This is a genomic window from Amycolatopsis dendrobii (genome assembly GCF_014145675.1).
Taxonomy (GTDB): Bacteria; Actinomycetota; Actinomycetes; order Mycobacteriales; family Pseudonocardiaceae; genus Amycolatopsis; species Amycolatopsis dendrobii.
In genome coordinates, this window is the sequence record NZ_JACGZW010000021.1 from 1 (window position 1) to 20547 (window position 20547).

At 69.1% G+C, this 20547-nt stretch carries 13 protein-coding genes; 5 read left to right on the forward strand and 8 right to left on the reverse strand.

Features of this window, described 5'->3' with window-relative positions:
- Positions 1–501 precede the first annotated feature (501 nt).
- From H4281_RS41325 to H4281_RS41335, 3 genes are all read right to left on the reverse strand, one after another.
- Positions 502–2085: an amidase gene (locus H4281_RS41325; RefSeq protein ID WP_182896302.1), complete on the reverse strand. Its 1584-nt coding sequence runs from the start codon at positions 2083–2085 to the stop codon at positions 502–504.
- 44 nt (positions 2086–2129) lie between these two features.
- Positions 2130–3473, reverse strand: coding sequence for a type I glutamate--ammonia ligase (gene glnA, locus H4281_RS41330; protein WP_037368721.1), 1344 nt, complete (start codon positions 3471–3473; stop codon positions 2130–2132).
- 64 nt (positions 3474–3537) lie between these two features.
- Positions 3538–4827, reverse strand: coding sequence for an MFS transporter (locus tag H4281_RS41335; RefSeq protein WP_182896303.1), 1290 nt, complete (start codon positions 4825–4827; stop codon positions 3538–3540).
- Between the two features lie 92 nt (positions 4828–4919).
- Between H4281_RS41335 and H4281_RS41340 the strand changes: the two genes are divergently transcribed.
- On the forward strand, positions 4920–5555 hold the full coding sequence (locus tag H4281_RS41340) for an LppX_LprAFG lipoprotein (protein ID WP_182896304.1): 636 nt from the start codon (positions 4920–4922) through the stop codon (positions 5553–5555).
- Between the two features lie 38 nt (positions 5556–5593).
- On the opposite strand, the gene H4281_RS41345 is transcribed toward H4281_RS41340, so the two are convergent.
- Positions 5594–7216 (reverse strand): alpha/beta hydrolase, encoded by a 1623-nt coding sequence (locus H4281_RS41345; RefSeq protein ID WP_182896305.1) that lies wholly within the window; start codon positions 7214–7216, stop codon positions 5594–5596.
- Positions 7217–7315: 99 nt separating this feature from the next.
- Between H4281_RS41345 and secA2 the strand changes: the two genes are divergently transcribed.
- From secA2 to H4281_RS41360, 3 genes are all read left to right on the forward strand, one after another.
- The gene (gene secA2, locus H4281_RS41350) at positions 7316–9655 is read left to right on the forward strand and encodes an accessory Sec system translocase SecA2 (RefSeq protein WP_182896306.1); all 2340 of its coding nucleotides are present in this window, start codon (positions 7316–7318) and stop codon (positions 9653–9655) included.
- Between the two features lie 123 nt (positions 9656–9778).
- Positions 9779–11500 carry an NAD+ synthase gene (locus H4281_RS41355; RefSeq protein WP_182896307.1) on the forward strand — a complete coding sequence of 574 codons (1722 nt, stop codon included), beginning with the start codon at positions 9779–9781 and terminating at the stop codon, positions 11498–11500.
- Positions 11501–11992: 492 nt separating this feature from the next.
- Positions 11993–12526: a methylated-DNA--[protein]-cysteine S-methyltransferase gene (locus H4281_RS41360; protein WP_182896308.1), complete on the forward strand. Its 534-nt coding sequence runs from the start codon at positions 11993–11995 to the stop codon at positions 12524–12526.
- A gap of 685 nt (positions 12527–13211) precedes the next feature.
- Here H4281_RS41360 and H4281_RS41365 read toward each other — a convergent pair.
- From H4281_RS41365 to lysX, 3 genes are all read right to left on the reverse strand, one after another.
- Positions 13212–13793, reverse strand: a complete 582-nt coding sequence (locus tag H4281_RS41365; RefSeq protein WP_182896309.1) for a DinB family protein — start codon at positions 13791–13793, stop codon at positions 13212–13214.
- Positions 13794–13800: 7 nt separating this feature from the next.
- Positions 13801–14409, reverse strand: coding sequence for a hypothetical protein (locus H4281_RS41370; protein WP_182896310.1), 609 nt, complete (start codon positions 14407–14409; stop codon positions 13801–13803).
- A 648-nt stretch (positions 14410–15057) separates the two neighbouring features.
- A complete protein-coding gene (gene lysX, locus H4281_RS41375) occupies positions 15058–18381 on the reverse strand; it encodes a bifunctional lysylphosphatidylglycerol synthetase/lysine--tRNA ligase LysX (protein WP_182896311.1) in 3324 nt (1107 codons plus the stop codon).
- Positions 18382–18674: 293 nt separating this feature from the next.
- Between lysX and panB the strand changes: the two genes are divergently transcribed.
- Positions 18675–19565, forward strand: a complete 891-nt coding sequence (panB, locus tag H4281_RS41380; protein ID WP_182896312.1) for a 3-methyl-2-oxobutanoate hydroxymethyltransferase — start codon at positions 18675–18677, stop codon at positions 19563–19565.
- A gap of 32 nt (positions 19566–19597) precedes the next feature.
- Here panB and H4281_RS41385 read toward each other — a convergent pair whose 3' ends face one another.
- Positions 19598–20536 (reverse strand): cytochrome c oxidase assembly protein, encoded by a 939-nt coding sequence (locus tag H4281_RS41385; RefSeq protein ID WP_182896313.1) that lies wholly within the window; start codon positions 20534–20536, stop codon positions 19598–19600.
- Positions 20537–20547 lie beyond the last annotated feature (11 nt).

Here is a 20547-nt window from a genome sequence, read left to right on the forward strand (position 1 = left end):
GTCGAGCATGCCGGTACCTACAAGGCTAGTCGTAGGGAGTCGGCGGCCGCTCGTGGGCCGACGCTGAACATTACCTGGTCCGTTTCGCGGTGTCAACCCGCTCGGCCCTGGCTCCTGGTCGGTGAGGCTTTCGGCCCCGCCGGCCCGGTGTTCCTGGCGACGAAGAGAAGATTACATGCCTTCCAACCACCCGAAAACAGGGGGGTCACTTAACGACATCGCCCCTGGTCAGAGCGTCGTCGGCGGGCTGATCCGACCGGTTCGAGGGCCGCGGACAGCGCTCGGAGGGGCTCTGGAAAGGCTCCGAGTGACCCAGGTCTCCCCCTCAGCCAAGCCGCTCGCTGCCGAAGGCCCAGGCCGCCAACCCAATTCGGCAGGTCAGCGCACTGTCCAGTCATCCAGGCGCAAGCCAGCTCGCCCGAACGCAAGCCGCCGGCCAGTGCGAGGCACTGACCGGCGGCCGCCACAAACCTTCACCCGCTCCGGGCAACCCCGGACGGTTTACCCAGGCAGCTTGGGCAGATACCGGGGCGGAACCCGGACCGGCGCGACCCGCATGTAGTCCGCGGCCAGCGCCAGCATCTTGCCGTCCGTCCACTGTCCGCCCATGAACGAAATCCCCACCGGAAGCGGTCCGACCGAACCGGCCGGGACGGTGACGTCCGGATAGCCCGCTACCGCGGCAGGCGTCGAGGACGGGATCACGTCGTTGTCGCCGACCTTGCAGTCCGTCTTCCAAGCAGGCGGGTTCGTCGGCGACGCGATGGCGTCCAGGTCGTACTTCGCGAGGGTCTCGTCCAGCGACCGGCGCGACAGGTCGGTCAGCTCCGCCCGGTTCTTCAGGTAGGTCGGATCCTGCGGGCCGGGCGCGGCGAGCGCCTGTTCGAACAGCTCCTGCCCAGCGAAGCAGGTGCGCTCCAGCGGGTCAGCGCGGTTGTACGCGATGAGGTCCGCCAGGTTCCGCGGGCCGGTGGGCCGCGTGGCGAGGTAGGCGTCGATGTCGCGGTGGAACTCGGTCAGCAGCGCCGGGAACTCCAGTTCGGAGAGCCGGTCCTGGTACGGCAGGTTGACCTCGACGACCCTCGCGCCCGCGCGTTCCAGCGAAGCCTTCGTCTTGCTGACCACGGCATCCGTGTCCGGGCCGAGCACCGGCAGCCGCCACAGTCCGATCCGGGCGCCGCGCAAGACGCCGGGGCGGAGGAGTTTCGCGTAGTCAGTCGGCTGGGTCGAGGGGTAGCGCAGGGTGGCCGGGTCGGACGGGTCGCGGCCCTGCAGCACCGAGAGCGTCAACGCGGTGTCGACGACGTTGCGCGCGATGGGTCCCGCCGTGTCCTGTTCCGCGGAGATCGGAACGACGCCGGTGCGGCTGACGAGCCCGAGGCTCGGTTTGTGGCCGACCGTCGCGGTCATCCCGGCCGGGCACACGATCGACCCGTCGGTCTCGCTGCCGATCGCGACCTGCGCGAGCGACGCGGCAACGCCTGCCGCGGATCCGGCGGACGACCCGCACGGGTTGTGGTCCAGGACGTACGGGTTGTTGGTCTGCCCGCCGACGCCGGACCAGCCGGAAGTCGGCTTCGCGGCACGGAAGTTGGCCCATTCCGACAGGTTCGCCTTGCCGAGGATCACCGCGCCCGCGTCGCGCAGCCGGGTGATCAGCGTGGCGTCCTTGGCCGGACGGCTGCGCAGCGCGCGCGAACCGGCGGTGGTCTGCTGGTCGTGGGTGTCGACGTTGTCCTTGACCAGCACCGGGATCCCGTCGAGCGGACCGCGGGTGCGGCCGGTCCGGTGCCGGACGTCGCTGGCCGCGGCTTGCGCGAGCGCGGCCGGGTTGAGCGCGAGGACGGCGTTGACCTTCGGGTCCAGCACCCGGATCCGGGCGAGGTAAGCGCTGGTCAGACGGGTCGCGGTGAGCTGGCCGGTCGCCATCCGGTGCTGCAGCGACGGGATGTCGGCGCGGTCGAGGTCGAAATGCAGCTCAGCCGGGTCCGAGTGGTCACCCTGCATCGCGACCGCCGGGGGCGCGGTGGCCAAGCCCGCCGCCGCGACCAGTGCGGCGAGTACGGCGGGCAGTCTTTTTCCCATGTTCCGATGCCTCCCCAACGTCGGAGCACGGCCCGGGGCCCGGTTCAGAGCATCGGCAGCAGGGTCCGGAGCTCGTACGGGGTGACCGCGCTCCGGTAGTTGTCCCACTCGACCCGCTTGTTGCGCAAGAAGAAGTCATAAACGTGCTCGCCGAGGGCTTCCGGCAGCAGCTCGGACTTCTCCATCTCGGCGAGCGCCTCGCCGAGGTTCTGCGGCAACTGCGAGTAACCGGCGGCGCGGCGTTCGGAGTCCGACAGCTGCCAGATGTTGTCCTCGGCGGGCGGCGGCAGCTCGTAGCCCTTTTCGATGCCCTTCAGCCCCGCCGCCAGTATCACCGAGTAGGCCAGGTACGGGTTGCACGCCGAATCGAGCGTCCGGATCTCGACGCGCCGCGACGAGGCCTTGCCCGGCGAGTACATCGGCACGCGCACGAGCGCCGAGCGGTTCGCCCTCCCCCACGACACCGTCGTGGGCGCCTCGCTGCCGCTGATCAGCCGTTTGTAGGAGTTGACCCACTGATTGGTGACGGCGGAGATTTCTTTGGCGTAGTGCAGGACACCGGCGACGAACGCCTTGCCGGTCTCGGAAAGCTCGTGCGGGTCCTCCGCGTCGTAGAACGCGTTGCGGTCGCCTTCGAACAGGCTGACGTGGGTGTGCATGCCGGAGCCGGGCTGGTCGGTGAACGGCTTCGGCATGAAGGTCGCGCGCACGCCCTGGGTCAGCGCGACCTCCTTGACGACGTAACGGAACGTCATCACGTTGTCGGCCATGGTGAGGGCGTCGGCGTAGCGAAGGTCAATTTCCTGCTGGCCCGGCGCGCCCTCGTGATGGCTGAACTCGACCGAGATGCCCATCGCCTCGAGGGTCTCGATCGCGTGCCGGCGGAAGTGCGTCGCGGTGGCGTGGCTGGCCTGGTCGAAGTAGCCGCCGTTGTCGGCGGGCTCGGGCTCGCTGCCGTCGTCGGGCAGGTTGGCGAGCAGGAAGAACTCGATCTCCGGGTGCACGTAGCAGGTGAACCCGGCTTCGCTGGCCTTCGACAGCTGGCGGCGCAGCACATGCCGCGGGTCGGCCCAGGACGGCGAGCCGTCGGGCATCGCGATGTCGCAGAACATCCGCGCGGAGTACGGGCCGCCGTCGGGGGTCTCCCACGGCAGCACCTGGAACGTGGACGGGTCGGGCTTGGCGACCATGTCCGATTCGTAGACGCGCGCGAAGCCCTCGATGGCCGAGCCGTCGAACCCGATGCCCTCGCTGAACGCGCCCTCCAGTTCGGCGGGCGCGACCGCGACGGACTTCAGGAATCCCAGCACGTCGGTGAACCACAGGCGGACGAAACGGATGTCGCGCTCTTCCAAAGTGCGGAGCACGAATTCCTGCTGGCGATCCATGGCCGAACCCTAACCAGCACGTGTTAACGCCATGTTTCACGGGTCACCCACATCGGCGGCGGATTCACGCCACCTGCGCGAGCTGGGCTTTCTGAGATTTTCTTGATCGGCTGATCGACAGCGACGCGACCGAGGCGATGACCGCGAGCCCGGCGGCGACGTACCAGGCGATCGCGTAATCGCCGAACTGGTCGCGGACCGCGCCGGCGGCGGAGGCGGCGAACGCCGCGCCCAGCTGGTGGCAGGCGAAGACCCAGCCGAACACGATCGGACCGGCCTCGCCGAAGGAGCGGCTGCAGAGCGCGACCGTCGGCGGGACGGTCGCGACCCAGTCGAGGCCGTAGAAGAGGATGAACGCCCACATGCTCGGCTGGACCGAATTCGTGAACAGCTGCGGCAACAGGGCAAGCGAAACTCCCCGCAACGCGTAGTAGACGCCGAGCAGGATTCGCGGGTCGACACGGTCGGTGAGCCATCCCGACGCGATCGTTCCCACCACGTCGAAGACGCCGACCAGCGCGAGCAGGCTCGCCGCGGTCGTCTGCGGCATCCCGTGGTCGTGCGCGGCGGGGACGAAGTGCGTGCTGACCAACCCGTTCGTGGTCGCCCCGCAGATGGCGAACCCGACAGCGAGCAGCCAGAACGTCCGGGTGCGCGCGGCCTGGAACAGCACGGACAGCCCGCGGCGGACCGTGCCGACCTTCGGCGCCGGACGCGCCACTTCGGCGTCTTCAGGCGCTCCGTACGCGACAGTGCCGATGTCGGCGGGGTGGTCGCGTACGGCCAGCAGCACGACCGGGACCACCGCGAGAGCCGCGATGGCGATGACCATGGACGCTGTCCGCCAGCCGTCGTCCGCCGCGAGCGACGCGATCAAGGGCAGGAAGATCAGCTGTCCGGTCGCCCCGGCGGCGGTGAGCACGCCGGTCACGACGCCGCGGTGGCGGATAAACCAGCGCGTCGCGACCATCGCGGCGAAGCTCATCGCCATCGAGCCAGTGCCGAGGCCGACGAGCACGCCCCAGCAGAGGATCAACTGCCAGCTGGCGCTCATGAAGACGGTGCCGCCCGCGCCGAGAGCGACGACGCACAGCGCGGTGGCCGCGACGCGGCGGATGCCGAACCGCTCCATCAGCGCGGCGGCGAAGGGCGCGAAGAGGCCGTACAGGACGAGGTTGACCGAGACGGCGGACCCGATCGTGGCGCGGGACCAGCCGAACTCTTCGTGCAACGGATCGATCAGGACGCCCGGCGCGGCGCGGAAGCCAGCGGCGGCGAGGAGTGCGACGAACGCGGCCGCCGCGACGAACCAGGCGCGGTGCAGGCGGCGGGCAGGACGAGTCTCAACGGTCACGAGCAGTGAGTCTGGTGCGCCGGAGGCCTCGTCGACAGTGGCCGGAAGGACACTATCCGAAAGGATCGGGCCAGCCGAGTAGGCTCTCGGCCATGCTCAGCCGACGTGTCCTGCCGGCCCTGTTGCTCCTCGGGCTGGTCGGCGGTTGCACCGCGGCACCCCCCTTGCCCGCGGCGGACGGGTTGCTCGCCGCCGCCAAGACGAACTTCGCCAAGGTCGCCAGCCTGCACTTCTCGGTCGGCGTCAACGGAGTGCTGCCCGGTCTGCCGATGACCAAGCTCGTCGGCAACGCGACCCTCCAACGCGGCGGGCAGGCGAGCGGCAGCGCGGAATTCACCGATCGGTCGTTCTCGTTCACCGTCGCCGGGCACACCGCGACCACGAAGGACACGAAGGGTCGCGGAACGGACGGCCCCACACCCTTCACCGTCGACCGGTTCCTCGGCCCGCACGGCGGTCTGATCCGTCTTCTCGACTCGCTCCAGCAGCCGAAAACCGAGATCCGCGAGACGATCCAGCACGTCGACGGCTATCGCGTCGGCGGAACCGTGCCCCAGGCGGTCGCGGCGAAGCTGGTACCGCAGATCCACGCCGACGTGAACGTGAAGATCTGGGTGACGGTCGCGGAACCGCACCGCTTCGCGCGGATGTGGCTGCAGGTGCCACCGGCGACGGAGCGTGACAGTCCGGTGATGTACGAGGTGCTGTTGACCGACCAGCAGCCTTGACGAGCTGGTTGGTGGCCCGCCGAAGCGAGCCACCAACCTCAGCTGGCCTTGCAGCGAGTCCCGTCCGGCGGCGTCGTGCCGTCGATCAGGTAGGCGGTGCCCGCCTTGTCGACGCACGCGTTGCCTTGCAGGAACACCGTGTGCTGCGTCCCCTCGAAGGTGAGCAGCGACCCCTTCAGCGCCTTCGCGAGGTTCACGCCCGCCTGGTACGGCGTCGCCGGGTCGTTCGTCGTCGAGATCGTCAGCGTCTTCGGCAGGCCTTCGACGTTCGGCTCGTGCGGCTTCGACGTGTTCGGCACCGGCCAGAACGCGCACGCGTCACGGGCGGAGCTGGCCTGGCGGCCGTCGTCGAGGAAAGGCGCGGCCTTTACGTATTTCTCCTGGCCTTCGAGGATCTGCTTCGGGTCAGTGACTCGCGGGTCGTCGACACAGCGGATCGCGATGAAGGCGTCCTGTGTGGTGCCGTAGCTGCCGTCCGGATTGCGCTCGTTGTAGATGTCAGCCAGCTTCTCCAGCGTGGTGCCGCGCTGGAGCTTCAGCTCGTTCAGCCCGGTATTCAGGTACTCCCAGAGATTCTGCTGGTAGAGGGCCTGTATGGCACCGGTGGTGGCGTCGTCGTACGACAGCTTGCGACCGTCGCCGACCGGAACCGGGAAGTCGATTAGCCGGCGCGTGAGGTCTTGAAACTGCTTCGTCGCGTCAGCCGGGTTGTTGCCGAGCGCGCAGTCCTGACGCGCCGCACACCACTTCGCGAACTCGTTGAACGCACCGCCGAAGCCCTGGCCCTGCGCGACGAGCGAGTCCTCCGGGCTCTGCGTCGGGTCGACAGCGCCGTCGAGGACGAGCGCGCGCACGTTCTTCGGGAAGGTCTCCGCGTACGTGGACCCGATGCGCGTGCCGTACGAGTAGCCGAGGTACGTGAGCTTCTCGTCGCCGAGGACGCTTCGCAGCACATCCATGTCTTTGACGACGTCGCGAGTACCGACGTGCGCGAGCATGTCGTCGCCGTACTTCGTCCGCTGTGTGCACTTCGCGGCGAAGTCCTTCTGCTCCGCTTCCTGCTTCGTGACGCCCGCGGGAGAACCGTCGGTCTCGCTGTCGTCGGCGCGGTCGGCATCGCGCTCGGGTCCGGTCAGACATTTGATCTGCGGTTCGCTCGCACCGATGCCTCGCGGGTCGAAGCCGACGAGATCGAACCGGTCGCCGAGATCGGACTTCGACACCTGGTCCATCAGGCCCGCCGCGGCGACCATGCCCGAAGCGCCCGGTCCGCCCGGGTTCACCACGAGCGAACCGATTTTCTGGCCGGGATCGCTCGCGCGGTGCCGCAGCACGCCGATGGTGATCGTCTGCCCGTCTGGTTTGTCATAGTTCAACGGAACGGTGAGGCGGCCGCACTCGATTCCCTGCGCCTTGAACGCCGACCGGGCGTCGGCCGAGGTCGCGTAGGGTGCACACGCGGACCAGGACACGCTCTGCCCGTAGAACCGCTCCAGTCCGGCGGGCACCGGGCCCACCGGCGCGTGCGATTCGACCGTCGGCGCGAGTGCGGATTGGCCGGGCTTCGACGAGCACGCCACGAGCGTGGTCGCGAGCAGGCCGGCAGCCGCTAACGCGACGAACGGATGGACTTTCGGGCTGGCGCTGGGATGACGTGGCACGGTTTGATCGTGCCATCCGGGCGCGGAACTCGAACGCACCGTCGGTGCGTTGGGCAGTGCGGGTGCGACCGGAGACACATCGACACGAGGAGACCAGGGGTGGCACTGATCAGCCGAGTGGGCAAGCGGCTCCGCCGGATCATCCAGCGGCCGGGCAGCGTCGAGCTGACCCGCTACGAAGCGCTGCTGCCCGCCGTCGAGAAGCTCGAGCCGGAGCTGGAAAAACTCGAGAACGCCGAGCTCACCGAGCGCGCGGGCAAGCTGCGGGACGCCATCGGCGGGGCCGCCTCGTTCACCGACAGCCAGCTGATCGAGATCTGCGCGCTCGGCCGCGAGGCCGCCCGGCGCGAACTCGGCGAGCGGGCCTTCGACATGCAGTTGCTCGGCACCATGGGCCTGCTCACCGGCCACGTCGTGCAGATGGAGACCGGTGAGGGCAAGACGCTCGCCGGTGCGCTGGCCGCCGCCGGGTACGCGCTGCGCGGCCGCCGCGTGCACGTGGTCACGGTCAACGACTACCTCGCCCGCCGCGACGCGGAGTGGATGGGCCCGGTGTACGACCTGCTCGGCGTCACCGTCGGCTGGGTCGAACCGGCGCACTCGAAGGAGGAGCGCAAGGAGGCCTACGGCAAGGAGGTCACCTACGGCGCGGTCGCCGAAATCGGCTTCGACGTGCTGCGCGACCGCCTGGTCACCCACCCCGACGACCTGGTGCAGAAGGCCCCCGAGGTGGCGATCGTCGACGAGGCCGACTCGGTGCTGGTCGACGAGGCGCGCGTGCCGCTGGTCATGGCCGGTTCGATCGACCACAACGACGCCGACGAGGAGGTCGCCAAGATCGTCCGGCGGCTGCGGCTCGGCCTGCACTACGAAACCGACTCCGAGGGCCGCAACGCGTGGCTGACCAGCGCGGGCGCGTCGGTCGTGGAGAAGTCGCTCGGCGGCGTCGACCTGTACGACGAGTCCGGTTCGGACCGGCTCGCCGCGGTGAACGTCGCTCTGCACGCGCACGCCCTGCTCACCAGGGACGTCGACTACCTGGTCCGCGACGGCAAGGTGCAGCTGATCAACGCCGCCCGCGGCCGCGTCGCTGAACTGCAGCGCTGGCCGGACGGCCTCCAGGCCGCGGTCGAGGCGAAGGAGCAGGTCACCGCCACCGACCGGGGCGAAATCCTCGACTCGATCACCGTGCAGGCGCTGCTCGCGCGCTACCCGGAGGTCGCGGGCATGACCGGTACCGCGGTGGCGGTCGCCGAGCAGCTGCGCGAGTTCTACAAGCTCGAGGTCGCGGTCATCCCGCCGAACACCCCGAACGTCCGCGAGGACCAGCCGGACCGCGTCTTCGCCTCGCCGTCGCAGAAACTGCGCGCGATCGAGGAGGAAATCCGGACGGTGCACGAGACCGGGCGGCCGATTCTCGTCGGCACCCAGGACGTCGCCGAGTCCGAGGAGCTGGCGGAAAAGCTGGCGAAGGTCGACCTGCCGTGCGTCGTGCTGAACGCGCGCAACGACGCGGAAGAGGCCGCGATCATCGCCGAGGCGGGCAAGAAGGGCGCGGTCACCGTGTCCACGCAGATGGCGGGCCGCGGTACCGACATCCGGCTCGGCGGCAGCGACGGCGCGTCCCGCGAAGAGGTCGCCGAACTGGGCGGCCTGCACGTGATCGGCACCGCGCGGTATCCGTCGAGCCGGCTCGACGGGCAGCTGCGCGGCCGGTCCGGACGGCAGGGCGACCCGGGCAGCGCGATCTTCTTCGCGAGCCTCAACGACGACCTGGTGCTGTCGAACGCGCCAGACCTGCCGGACGGCATCGACGCGGACACCGAGACCGGCGAGATCACCGACCCGGCCGCGCACCGGCAGCTCAACCACGCCCAGCGCGTCGCCGAGGGCGTCGACCTGGAAATCCACCGCAACACCTGGCGCTACACCCGGCTGATCGAGCGGCAGCGCGCCGAACTGCTGGAGCACCGGGACAAGGTGCTGCACACCGGGCTCGCCGCGGAGGAACTGGAGCAGGCGCAGCCGGAGAAGTTCGCCGAGCTGAAGGAAAAGCTGGACGACTCCGACCGGCTCGAGCAGGTGTGCCGCGAGGTCCGGCTGTTCCACCTCGACCAGCTGTGGTCGGACCACCTGGCGTACCTCACCGACGTGCGCGAGAGCATCCACCTGCGCGCGCTGGCCCGCGAGACGCCGCTGGACGAGTTCCACCGCGCGGCGATCCCGGAGTTCCACAAGATCATCGCCGAATCCGCCTCGCGCGCGGCGAAGACGCTCGAGGAAGCCGAGATCACCGACAACGGCCTCGACCTCGCCGAGGTCGGCGTGCGGCGCGCGAACACGACGTGGACGTACCTGGTGCACGACAACCCGTTCGACTCGGACTTCGAGCAGACGGTCAAGAAGGTGCGCAGCATGATGCGGATGAAGAAGTCCTGATTCCTTCTTTCGGAGGGCCCCTCGCCCTTTCGGAGGGCCCCTCGCCGCGGGTGAGGGGCCCTTCGCCGTTCTCTGGCTCACCTCTGCGTAGTTTCTGTCGGCGCGGTGGGACAGAATGGCGGCATGCCGCAACTGCGCATCGCACTGGCCCAGGTCAACACCACCGTCGGCGACATCGACGGGAACACCGCGCTCACCGTCGAGTGGACCCGCAAGGCCGCCGAGGCGGGCGCGCACGTCGTCGTGTTCCCGGAGATGTCCCAGACCGGTTACCCGGTCGAGGACCTCACCCTCCGGCGCACGTTCGCCGACGCGTCCCGGCGCTCGGTGACCGAACTGGCACGCCGGCTCGACGAGGCGGGCTGCGGCGAAGTGCTCGCGTACGTGGGCTACCTCGACCACGACGAGATCGGCCCGCGCGACGCCGCGGCGGCGCTCTACCGCGGCGAGGTCGTGGCTCGGCAGTTCAAGCACCACCTGCCGAACTACGGCGTGTTCGACGAGCACCGGTATTTCAAACCGGGCACCGAACTCGAAGTGCTGCGCTTGCACGGCGTCGACATCGGCATGGTGATCTGCGAGGACATCTGGCAGGACGGCGGTCCGATCTCCGCACTGGGCAAGGCCGGGGTCGACCTGGTGGTCGCGCCGAACGCGTCGCCGTACGAACGGTCGAAGGACGAACAGCGGCTGCCGCTGATCGCCCGCCGCGCGGCTGAAGCGGGCGCGCCGCTGGTGTACACGAACCAGGTCGGCGGCCAGGACGACCTGGTTTTCGACGGCGACTCGCTGGTGGTCGGCGCGGACGGGACGCTGCTCGCGCGGGCACCGCAGTTCGTGGAGCACCTGCTGGTGCTGGACTTGGACCTGCCCGCTGCGAACGCGGCCGCCACGGGCTCCTTCGACGGGCTGGAAGTGCACCGGCGGGTTTTGAACGACTCGCCGCTGGTCGAATACTCGCCGCTGGTCGCTCCGACGATCAGCGAACCGCTGTCGGACGAGGCCGAGGTCTGGTCGGCGCTGGTCGTCGGCTTGCGCGACTACGTGCACAAGAACGGCTTCTCGACGGTCACGTTCGGCTTCTCCGGCGGAATCGACTCCGCGGTCTGCGCGGCGCTGGCGGCGGACGCACTCGGCGGCGACAACGTGTACGGCGTTTCGATGCCGTCGAAGTACTCGTCCTCGCACTCGCGGGATGACGCTTCGGACCTGGCGGAACGGATCGGCGCACACTACCGGGTCGAGCCGATCGGCGAGATGGTCGACGTTTATGTCAACCAGCTGCAGCTGACCGGGCTCGCGGAGGAGAACATCCAGGCGCGGGTGCGCGGGATGCTGCTGATGGCTCTGTCCAATCTGGACGGACACCTGGTGCTGGCGACCGGCAACAAGACCGAACTGGCCGTCGGCTACTCGACCATCTACGGCGACGCGGTCGGAGCGTTCGCGCCGATCAAGGACCTGTTCAAGACGCACGTGTGGCAGCTGGCGCGGTGGCGGAACGAGGAGGCGGCCAAGCGCGGGGAAACGCCGCCGATCCCGGAAAACTCGATCACGAAGCCGCCTTCGGCTGAGCTGCGGCCGGACCAGAAGGACTCGGATTCGCTGCCGGATTACGAACTTCTGGACGATGTCCTGGACGATTACGTCGAGAACGACCGCGGGTACGCGGATCTGATCGAGGCGGGGTTCGATCCGGAGACGATCGACCGGGTCGTGCGGATGGTCGACCGGGCCGAGTACAAGCGGCGGCAGTATCCGCCGGGCACGAAGATCACCTTCAAGGCGTTCGGGCGGGACCGGCGGCTTCCGATGACCAATGGCTGGCGGGAACGGAAGTCCTGATCGGGGGTTCCGGCTCGATTGTGCTTGGCCGCGGTTGGCGGGGTTGCCTGCCACGGTTGGGCTGCTGAGTTCCGGCGCGGTTTGCCGGGCTCTTGTCAGGCTGTAGATGGCTGGATTTCGGCACGCTGGCGGAGGTCTCAGGTGCCGACCAGCGTCTCGAGCACGCTTTGCCGAGTTTCCGGCCTCTGCCTGACCGGGTTGGCGGGGAGCCGGACGCGGCTGGCTGGGCGAACCAGGCTGATCGGGATTTCCGGCTCGGCCGACCAGTTTCAGCTCGGCTGGCTGAGACCTCAGGCGCTGGCAGCTCCCGCCGGACACCATCGGTCGCGTTGCTGAATGCAGGGGCGGTGCCGCGGGCTGGCTTTCTGGTGCCGCGGGCAAGTCTTCGTCTTCGGCCGCGAAGATGATCAGCTGCCGCGGGTCGGCCGGGGGCTCCAGGGTCGTGTCGTTTTCTCGCCAGTTTCTGTCGGTGCCGGGTCGTACGCTGGGCAGATGACGGTTGGGTACACGGTGTTCGACACCCCGATCGGGGCGTGCGGCCTCGCCTGGCGGGACGGTGCGGTGATCGGAACCGCGCTGCCGGGGAGTACGGCGGAGCGGACGCGCACACACCTCGCGAAGCGCTTCCCGGACGCGGTGGAATCACCGGTGCCGGACGAACTGCGTGCGGTGGTGGAGGATGTCGTCGCGCTGCTGTCGGGAGAGGCTCGCGATCTGCGCGCGGCTCCGTTGGATTACCGGGATGTGCCGGACTTCAACCGGCGCGCGTACGACGTCGCGCGTGCTATTCCGCCCGGGAAGGTGCTGACGTACGGGGACATCGCGCATCAGCTGGGTGCACCGGGCTCCGCGCAGGCTGTCGGGCAGGCGATGGGGAGCAATCCGTTTCCGATCATCGTGCCGTGCCACCGGGTTTTGGGCGCGGGCAAGAATCCTGGCGGCTTTTCGGCACCGGGCGGGGTCGAGACCAAACGGCGGATGCTGGTGATCGAAGGGGCGTTTCCGGAGGAGCCGATGTTGTTCTGACGCGTCGGCTACGGAAACCCCGGCGGAATGCCTTGGCCTGCCTGGAGCTTGGGCGCACTCGGCCGGATTCCAGCCGCACCCCCAGTGCCGCTGGACGCCAACCGAGCGCACCACCCCCAACCGGCTATCTCGCGCAGCCGAACGACCAGGCCACCCAGCTCCGACCGTCAGCCTCCCGAGGGCAGCCGCGCCAGACCGCCGCCGAGGGCCACGCCAACTCCCGGATCAACCGGGTGGCCGCTGCAGACCGCCGACCGACGGAGCCGTGCTCGGCAGCCGCGCCCGATTCCTCGACTCCCAACAGCCGTGCGAGAAACCCGGTCCGGACGACTCCGGCGCAGCTGCCCGCGTGACCAGCCCGTCGACCGAGCCGACCCGAACCAGGCCGGACCCGCCGGAATCCGGCTCGGGCGACTCCGGCATGGCTCGAGCGATCGCCTCGCCAACCGACGAAGTGGCGCCGGTCCAGCGTGCTCGCCAGCCAGACCGCCAACAGCCGTCCGAGAAACCCGGCCCGGACGGCTCGGGCCTCAGTTGCCCGAGCGGTCAGTCCGCCCACCCGCCCGAGCAGTTCCCAGTAACCCGCCCAGGCAGCCAAACCAGCCCAACCGCAATCGAAAGCCGAGAAACCCCGCCTGGATGACTCCGGTGCCAACGAGCGACTGACCCCGCCGCGCTATTCAGCTCATTCGGCCGGTTTCCAGGGCTTCAGCCAGTCCGTCTCCGGCCAGCCTTCTGCCGCCGCTTGCAGGGGCATGGCGGTGGCTCCGTCCAGGGACTCGCGGACGATGTCGGCATGGCCGGCGTGTCGGGCGGTTTCCTCGATCAGGTGCAGCAGCACCCAGCGCACGGACCAGGCGGACGCGTCGTCCGGGTACCAAGGCACGCCCTTCGGGATGGGGACTTCCTGGTTGAGGTCCGCGATCCCGGCGATGACCTCTTCGGTGCGGACGGCGACCCGGTCGTAGGCGGCGATCGCCGATTCCAGCGTCTCGTCCGGGCCGAGGCGGTAGTTTTCCTGGTAGGTCGCCACGCTTTCGGCGAAGGGCTTCGGCTCGATTTTCAGCACCAGGTCTATCCAGCCGCTTTCGGTGGACGACACGTGTTTCAGCAGGCCGCCGACGCTCAGGGCGCTCGCGCTGGGCACGGCGCGCGCCTGGTCGTCGGTCAAGCCGTACGTGGCGATCTTCATCGCCTGACGCTGTTGTGCCAGGAAACCGAGCAAACCGCCGCGTTCGTCGGGGGTCGGGGAGACTTTGCCAGCCATGGTGGCCTCACTTCCGGTGTCTGTTGCTCCGCAGCATCGCACCCGCCACCGACAATTTTCGGCCGCGGACCGGAACCGGGGTCTGCACGACGTACGCGCCGCCGATCACGACCTGCGCCGCGTGTACCAGGAGCTGCACCCGGGTGAAGACGCCTTCCAGGTGCCCGGCCAGCGTCGACGCCACCACCAGTGCCCACGCGACCAGCACGAGCACCAGGCAAGCCACCGCGCAGGCGCGCCAGCCGGACGGCCACCAGAAGACGAGGCTCAACGCCCCGACGGCGACGGCCGCGCTCAGCAGATAGGGAGTCACCACGGTCTCCGGGACCCCGGCGTACACCATCAGCATGATCCCGAACGCTGACACCGAAACCGAGGTCAGCCGCCCGCTCCAAGTTGCTGGCGCGAGCCGCATGAGGGCGGGTCCGGTGAAGAAGAAGGCCAGACCGCCGATTCCCGTCGCGACCGAGAAGACCGGTTGCGCGTAGAACAGATCCCAGACCGGCTGTTCGGTCAGCGAGACCCCGGTCTGCATGAAGAACTCCAGCAGCCACGCGGAATACCCCGCCAAACCGAGTCCGAGCAGGACTATCAAAGCCACCCGCGCAGCACGCACTTGCCCACCCTAAGCGAATCTCTGCGACGAAGTGCCGGATGGTGTCACACCCGTGACTTCCCAGAGGTTCCGGACACCATCCGCTACCACGAACTCACGCACCGAATCCCTGGTGGAGGTTACCGGATCGTGGTTGGCGGACGGCCAATACCCGCCTCGGCACCGGGGATCAGGTTCGGCCGAGCTTGGCGAGGGCGGGGAGTGGCGGCCGGGCTTGGCCACCGACGACGGCTGGTCGCGGGAACGGCCGGGGCGGCTGCCGCGGGAGACGCCTGGATCCGCTCGGGACAAGAGACGGCCGGGGCAGCCGACGACCGGCTGCGGCTGCTTGCCCGCGATTGCCGGGATCCGCGGGCTGGCGGGAGGAACGGATTCCGGCGGCCGAGGATTCGCGAGCAGCTGGCGATGCGGCCGCAGACGCCGGGAGCAAATCAGCGCCCCCAGCCCCAATGCCAGGGCTTGAAGGCGCCACGCCGGGAAGCGGTCAAGGCCCGTCTGCCCAGGCCGAAAGGCTGGCAAACCCAGGCTGGCTCGTCACTGGCCAGCCGATGGCAAGAGCCGCATTGTCGTCTGCGAGGGGAACCCTGAAGGAATCTGATTCCCTCAGGACTCCCCGCAAGACCCGGTCAAGGAGCGCGGAACCAGCCCTCACCCCTGCGGGCGGACGAACGGAAAGAGCACCGTCTGCCGGATGGACGTTCCGCTCAGCATCATCAGCAGGCGGTCCACTCCGAGGCCCAGTCCGCCGGTCGGGGGCATGCCGTGTTCCAACGCCAGCAGGAAGTCCTCGTCCAGCTCCATCGCCTCGACGTCACCGCTCGCGGCGCGCAGCGACTGTGCCTCCAACCGGCGGCGCTGTTCCAGCGGGTCGGTCAGCTCCGTGTACGCGGTTCCGACTTCCGAGCCGAACGCGATGAGGTCCCAGCGTTCGGCCAGGAGCGGGTCGATCCGGTGCTGGCGAGTCAGCGGGGAGACCTCGGTCGGGTAGTCCGTGTAAAACGTCGGCAGGACCGTCGAGCCTTCGACCAGGTGCTCGTGTGCCTTCAGGACCAGGTCGCCCGCGCTGGCTTCCTCCGGAACCGGGACCCCGGCGGCGGCGCACAGTTTTCGCAAGGTCGCGACGGGCGTGTGTGAGTCGACTTCCTCGCCCAAGGCGTCCGAGACGGCTTTGTGCACCGGGATCACGGGCCAGTCGCCGGAGATGTCATGTTCGACGATGCGGCCGTCGGCGTCTGGGCGTCGCACGATCTGTGCGCCGTACGCGGCTTCGGCGGCGTACTGGATCAGGTCGCGCATCAGGTGGCGCATCGCGTTGTAGTCCGCGTACGCCTGGTACGCCTCCAGCATCGTGAATTCCGGGTTGTGGGTCGCGTCGACGCCCTCGTTGCGGAAGTTCCGGTTCAGCTCGAAAACCCGCTCGACGCCGGCCACGCACAGGCGCTTCAGGTACAGCTCCGGAGCGATCCGCAGGTACATCCGCATGTCGTACGCGTTGATGTGCGTGACGAACGGCCGTGCGTTGGCGCCACCGTGGATGGTTTGCAGCATGGGGGTTTCGACTTCGAGGAAGTCGCCCTGGTGCAGGCGTTCGCGGACGGCGCGGACGACCGTCGAGCGCAGGCGGAGCATATTCGCGGAGTCGGGGTTGACCGCCAGGTCCAGGTAGCGCTGACGGACGCGCGTCTCCGGGTCGGTGAGGCCCTTTCGCTTGTCCGGCAACGGGTGCAGGCACTTCGCGGTGATTGTCCATTCGTCCACGAGCACCGACAGCTCGCCGCGGCGGGAGGTGATGACCTCGCCGCTCACGCCGACGTGGTCGCCGAGGTCGACGCCGGTGCGCCAGCCGGTCAGGTCGAGGACCTTCGCGTCGAGCATCAGCTGCAGTTCGCCGGAGAAGTCCTTGATCCGCGCGAAACACAGCCCGCCGAGGGTGCGCAGGGCAAGCACCCGTCCGGCCACCCGGACGCGTTTTCCGGTGTGAGAGTCCGGTTCCAGTCCGGAAAACGAGTGCACGATGTCGCCGAGGTGGTCTTCGCGGGAGAAGCCGACCGGGTACGGGTCCACCCCGAGTTCCCGCAGTTTGTCCACTTTGGCCACTCGCACGCGGACCTGTTCCGGACGGCGCTTGGCGCGCGGCACGACCTGTGCCGCTTCCTCGTCGATCCGCCGGACCTGTGCGACGAAGTCCTCCCCCACGTTCTCCAGGCGCAGCGACCGCGCGCGTCCGGTGGGCACGAAGCCCTCCAGCGCGCCCGCGACGATGCCGACTCGCGGGAGCCGCCGTGCCGAGGAGTAGCAGAGGAACCGCGGTTCCCACTCCGGGCCGTACTTGGCGTTCGACCGGTACAGCGACTCCAGTTGGAAGAACCGCGACGCGACGCCGAGCACCGCCCGCCACGCGCGCAGTACCGGACCAGCGCCGATCCGCTCGCCTTCGGAGAACACCGCGCGGAACATCGCGAAGTTCAGCGAGATCCGCTGTGCGCCGATGTGCTGGGCGGCCGAGACGACTTCGGCGACCATGAACTCGTTGAGCCCGTTTTCGGCGTCCCGGTCGCGGCGCATCAGGTCGAGGGAAAGGCCTCGGCGGCCCCACGGAACGAACGACAGCAGGCCGCGCAGTTCGCCGCGCGCGTCGTACGCCTCGACCATCACGCTGCGGCCGTCGCTCGGGTCGCCGAGCCGACCGAGCGCCATCGAAAAGCCTCGTTCGGTCTCGTCGACGCGCCATTGCTGCGCGCGGGCGAGCAACTGCACCATCTCGTCTTCGGGGATTTCGCTGTGCCGCCGGACCTGCGCGGTGTACCCGGCGCGCTGGATCCGTTTCACTGCCTGCCGCACGGACTTCCGCTCGGGGCCGGTAAGCGAGAACTCGCGGACGTCGAGGACTGCTTCGTCGCCGATCTGCAGCGCGCGCAGCCCCGCGGCGGCGTACACCTTCGCGCCCTTCTCGCTCGCGCCGAGCACACCTGGCGTCCAGCCGTACGTACGCGCTTCGTGGAGCCACGCCTGCACTGCATCCGGCCATGCGTCCGGATCGCCGATCGGGTCCGCGCTCGCCACGGTGGTCCCGGCGAGCACACGGTACGTCACCGCGGCGCGGCCGTTGGGCGCGAACATGACGCTCTTGTCGCGACGCGTAGCGAAGTAGCCGAGAGAGTCGTCTTCGCCGAACTCCCCCAGCAGACGACGCAACTGCAGCTCTTCGTCGTCTGTCCGAATGCGACGGCTGCGTACGCCGCGAAAGAGCGTGTACAGGGCAGCGGTGGACACGAAGGTCGCGCCAAGGTCGAGAACCACGTCGATCCACGCCGGGCCCTCGCCGACGCCGATCCGGCGCAACTGCAGGTTTTCGCCGGTGGCGTGGTTGACCACCCAAGCGAAGCGCTCCCACGCGTCGCCAAGACTGCCCGGGAACACCTCGGTGAGTGCCCAGCCGAGCACGATCACCCCGAGGAACCCGACGAACAGCACGGTGAGCCCGTTCCACCAGGCGCCAGGGGCGAGCCGCGCGGGGAACGCGGGCCGCAGCGACAGCAGGAAGACGATCAGCAGGATCGAGATCGCGTCGGCGATGGCGAGCGCGCCGACCTGGGTCGGGATGTGGCGCATCTGCCGGGCAGTGAGGGTCAGCAGGTCGGGAGCCCACAGCAGCAGCGCCTGAAGGACCAGCGTGGTCACCAGGCCGGCGACCTGGAACAGCACGAGCACGTACAGCGCGGCCTTCTTGCGCCTGCGCAGCGCCGCCCCGAGCACGACGAGCAGCAGCACGATCACCAGGCTCGAACTGGTCGGCACGCTCACCACGCCGAATGCCATGTCGATGCCGTTCAGCAAGTGCCCGTGCCGTCCGCCTGCCAGCAGCAGCACGACCGAGAAAAGCGCTGCGAGCTGCACGACAGTGGCCACGAGACCGCCGGCGCGGGCCTTCCAGCCGAGGCTGCGCGGGCGGGAGCTCACTGGGGTTCCCATTGGATCCTTCCTGGGCGGCGCAGCCGCTCCGTTGAGGGAGGCGGTGGGGCGGCAGCCGGGCTTTCTTGCGGCGCGACCGTTAGGGGACGCGCCGGACCTTCTCACCACCGAGCGCATATCGGCCCGATGCCTATCAAGACGTCACAGGAGGCAAAACGGTTGTCGCTACCCGGCCGTGTGAAGCTGGTCGCACGACCTTGGGGCCCTCCGGCGCGCGTGTCACGCTGTGTCCGGTACTGACTCCACGACCCGGGGACCTCAGCGAGGCCTCGAGGGAAGGACGGTCGACGACGATGTCTGCCCAGTCTGCCCACCCCGACGGCGCCGCCGGCGAGGTGGCCGCCCCTTACGGAACCGGCCCCGCGACGGGAGCCGGGCCGGCCAAGCCGCGAAAAGTCCGGATTCACCATCTGCGCGAGCTGAAGGACCGCGGCGAACCGTGGCCGATGCTCACCGCTTACGACATGTATACCGCCGAGCTTTTCGACGAAGCAGGCATCCCCGTGCTGCTGGTCGGCGACTCCGCGGCGAACAACGTGTTCGGTTACGACACGTCGCTGCCGGTCACCGTCGACGAGCTGCTCCCGCTGGTCCGCTCGGTCACCCGGGCGGCGAAACGGGCGCTCGTGGTGGCCGACCTGCCGTTCGGCTCCTACCAGCTTTCCCCGGAGCAGGCGCTGGCCACGTCCGTCCGGTTCATGAAGGAGGGCCGCGCGCACGCGGTCAAGCTCGAAGGCGGGCACCGGTTCGCGGCGCACGTCGAAGCGCTCACCTCGGCCGGGATCCCGGTCATGGGCCACATCGGGTTCACCCCGCAGAGCGAGCACAATCTCGGCGGCTACCGGGTGCAGGGGCGCGGCGAAGCGGCGGAGAAGCTGCTCGCCGACGCGCTGGCGCTGCAGGAAGCCGGCGCGTTCGCGGTCGTGATGGAGATGGTCCCCGCCGAAGCGGCGAAGCGTGTCACGCACGAGCTGAAGATCCCGACGGTCGGCATCGGAGCCGGTCCGGACTGCGACGCCCAGGTGCTGGTCTGGCAGGACATGGCCGGGCTGCGCCGCGGCAAGGCGCCGCGGTTCGTGAAGCGGTACGCCGACGTCGCCGGGGTGCTGCAGAGTGCCGCGACGGCGTTCGCCGAGGACGTCCGGCGCGGCGAATTCCCGGCGCCTGAGCACGCGTTCCACTGAGCTGCCTCGTGAGTGCCGGTGCGAGCCGGCACTCACGAGCGGCGGAACCGTTCGGCGAGTTCCGGATCGTTCTCCCACCACAATCCCTTCGCCGGCGCCTCGCCTGCCGCTGCCTCCTCGTCCAATTTCCGGTCGAGCCGTTTCGCCCGTTTTTCGTCGTCGCGCGCCCACCTGATGAAGAGCGCGCCGACGAACGGCAGCCCGGCGACGTCTCCGCCGATCCACAGCACGCCCGCGCCGATGATCTGGTCCGTGCGCCGGTCCGGGCCCCAGTCGCGGTGCACGGCGTCGTAGTGCGCGGGCGCGAGCAGCGGGCCGAGCCACAGCACGAGGCCGAGCGCGCCGTCGAACACCACTTCGGTGAACGAGATCCACACTGACACCAGGTGCGAGCCGTTGCGCGGCGTCGGGTCGAGCTGTACGCGGCTGTAGAAGTACAGGAAACCGGCCAGTACGAGCGCTACGCGTACGAGGCCGCCGACGACCGCCGAGTCGAGCGAAAGCTCGTACAGCGGTGTCAGGTAGATGAGCAGGAACGGCGCGATCAGCACCACGGTGACGCACAGCGGGAACGTGATGAACTGCGCGAAGCGGCCACGGCCGTGCGTACGCAGCCAGGTGGCGAGTTTGGGCGGCGCGGTGCGCATCAGCAGCGTCACGGGCGCGCCTAGCGCCAGAAGCAGCGGCGTGACCATTAGCAGGACTGTGTTCTGCGTGGCGCGGACCCAGAACAGCGTCGTGTCGTACACGCCGAGGAACGAGCACGTGACGAGGACGAGCGTGGCCAGCCCGGAGAGGAACGCTGTGGTCCGCCCCGCTGACCACTCCTGACGGCGGGCCGCGGCGACGTACCCGACGCCTAGCGCGAGCGCGACGACCACGGCCGGGACGTCGAAGGTCCAGGCCGTGAACAACGTCGATCCGCTCAGCGGCGGCAGGTCAGGCACGATTTCGATGCGTTCAGTGTGCACCCGGCGAAATT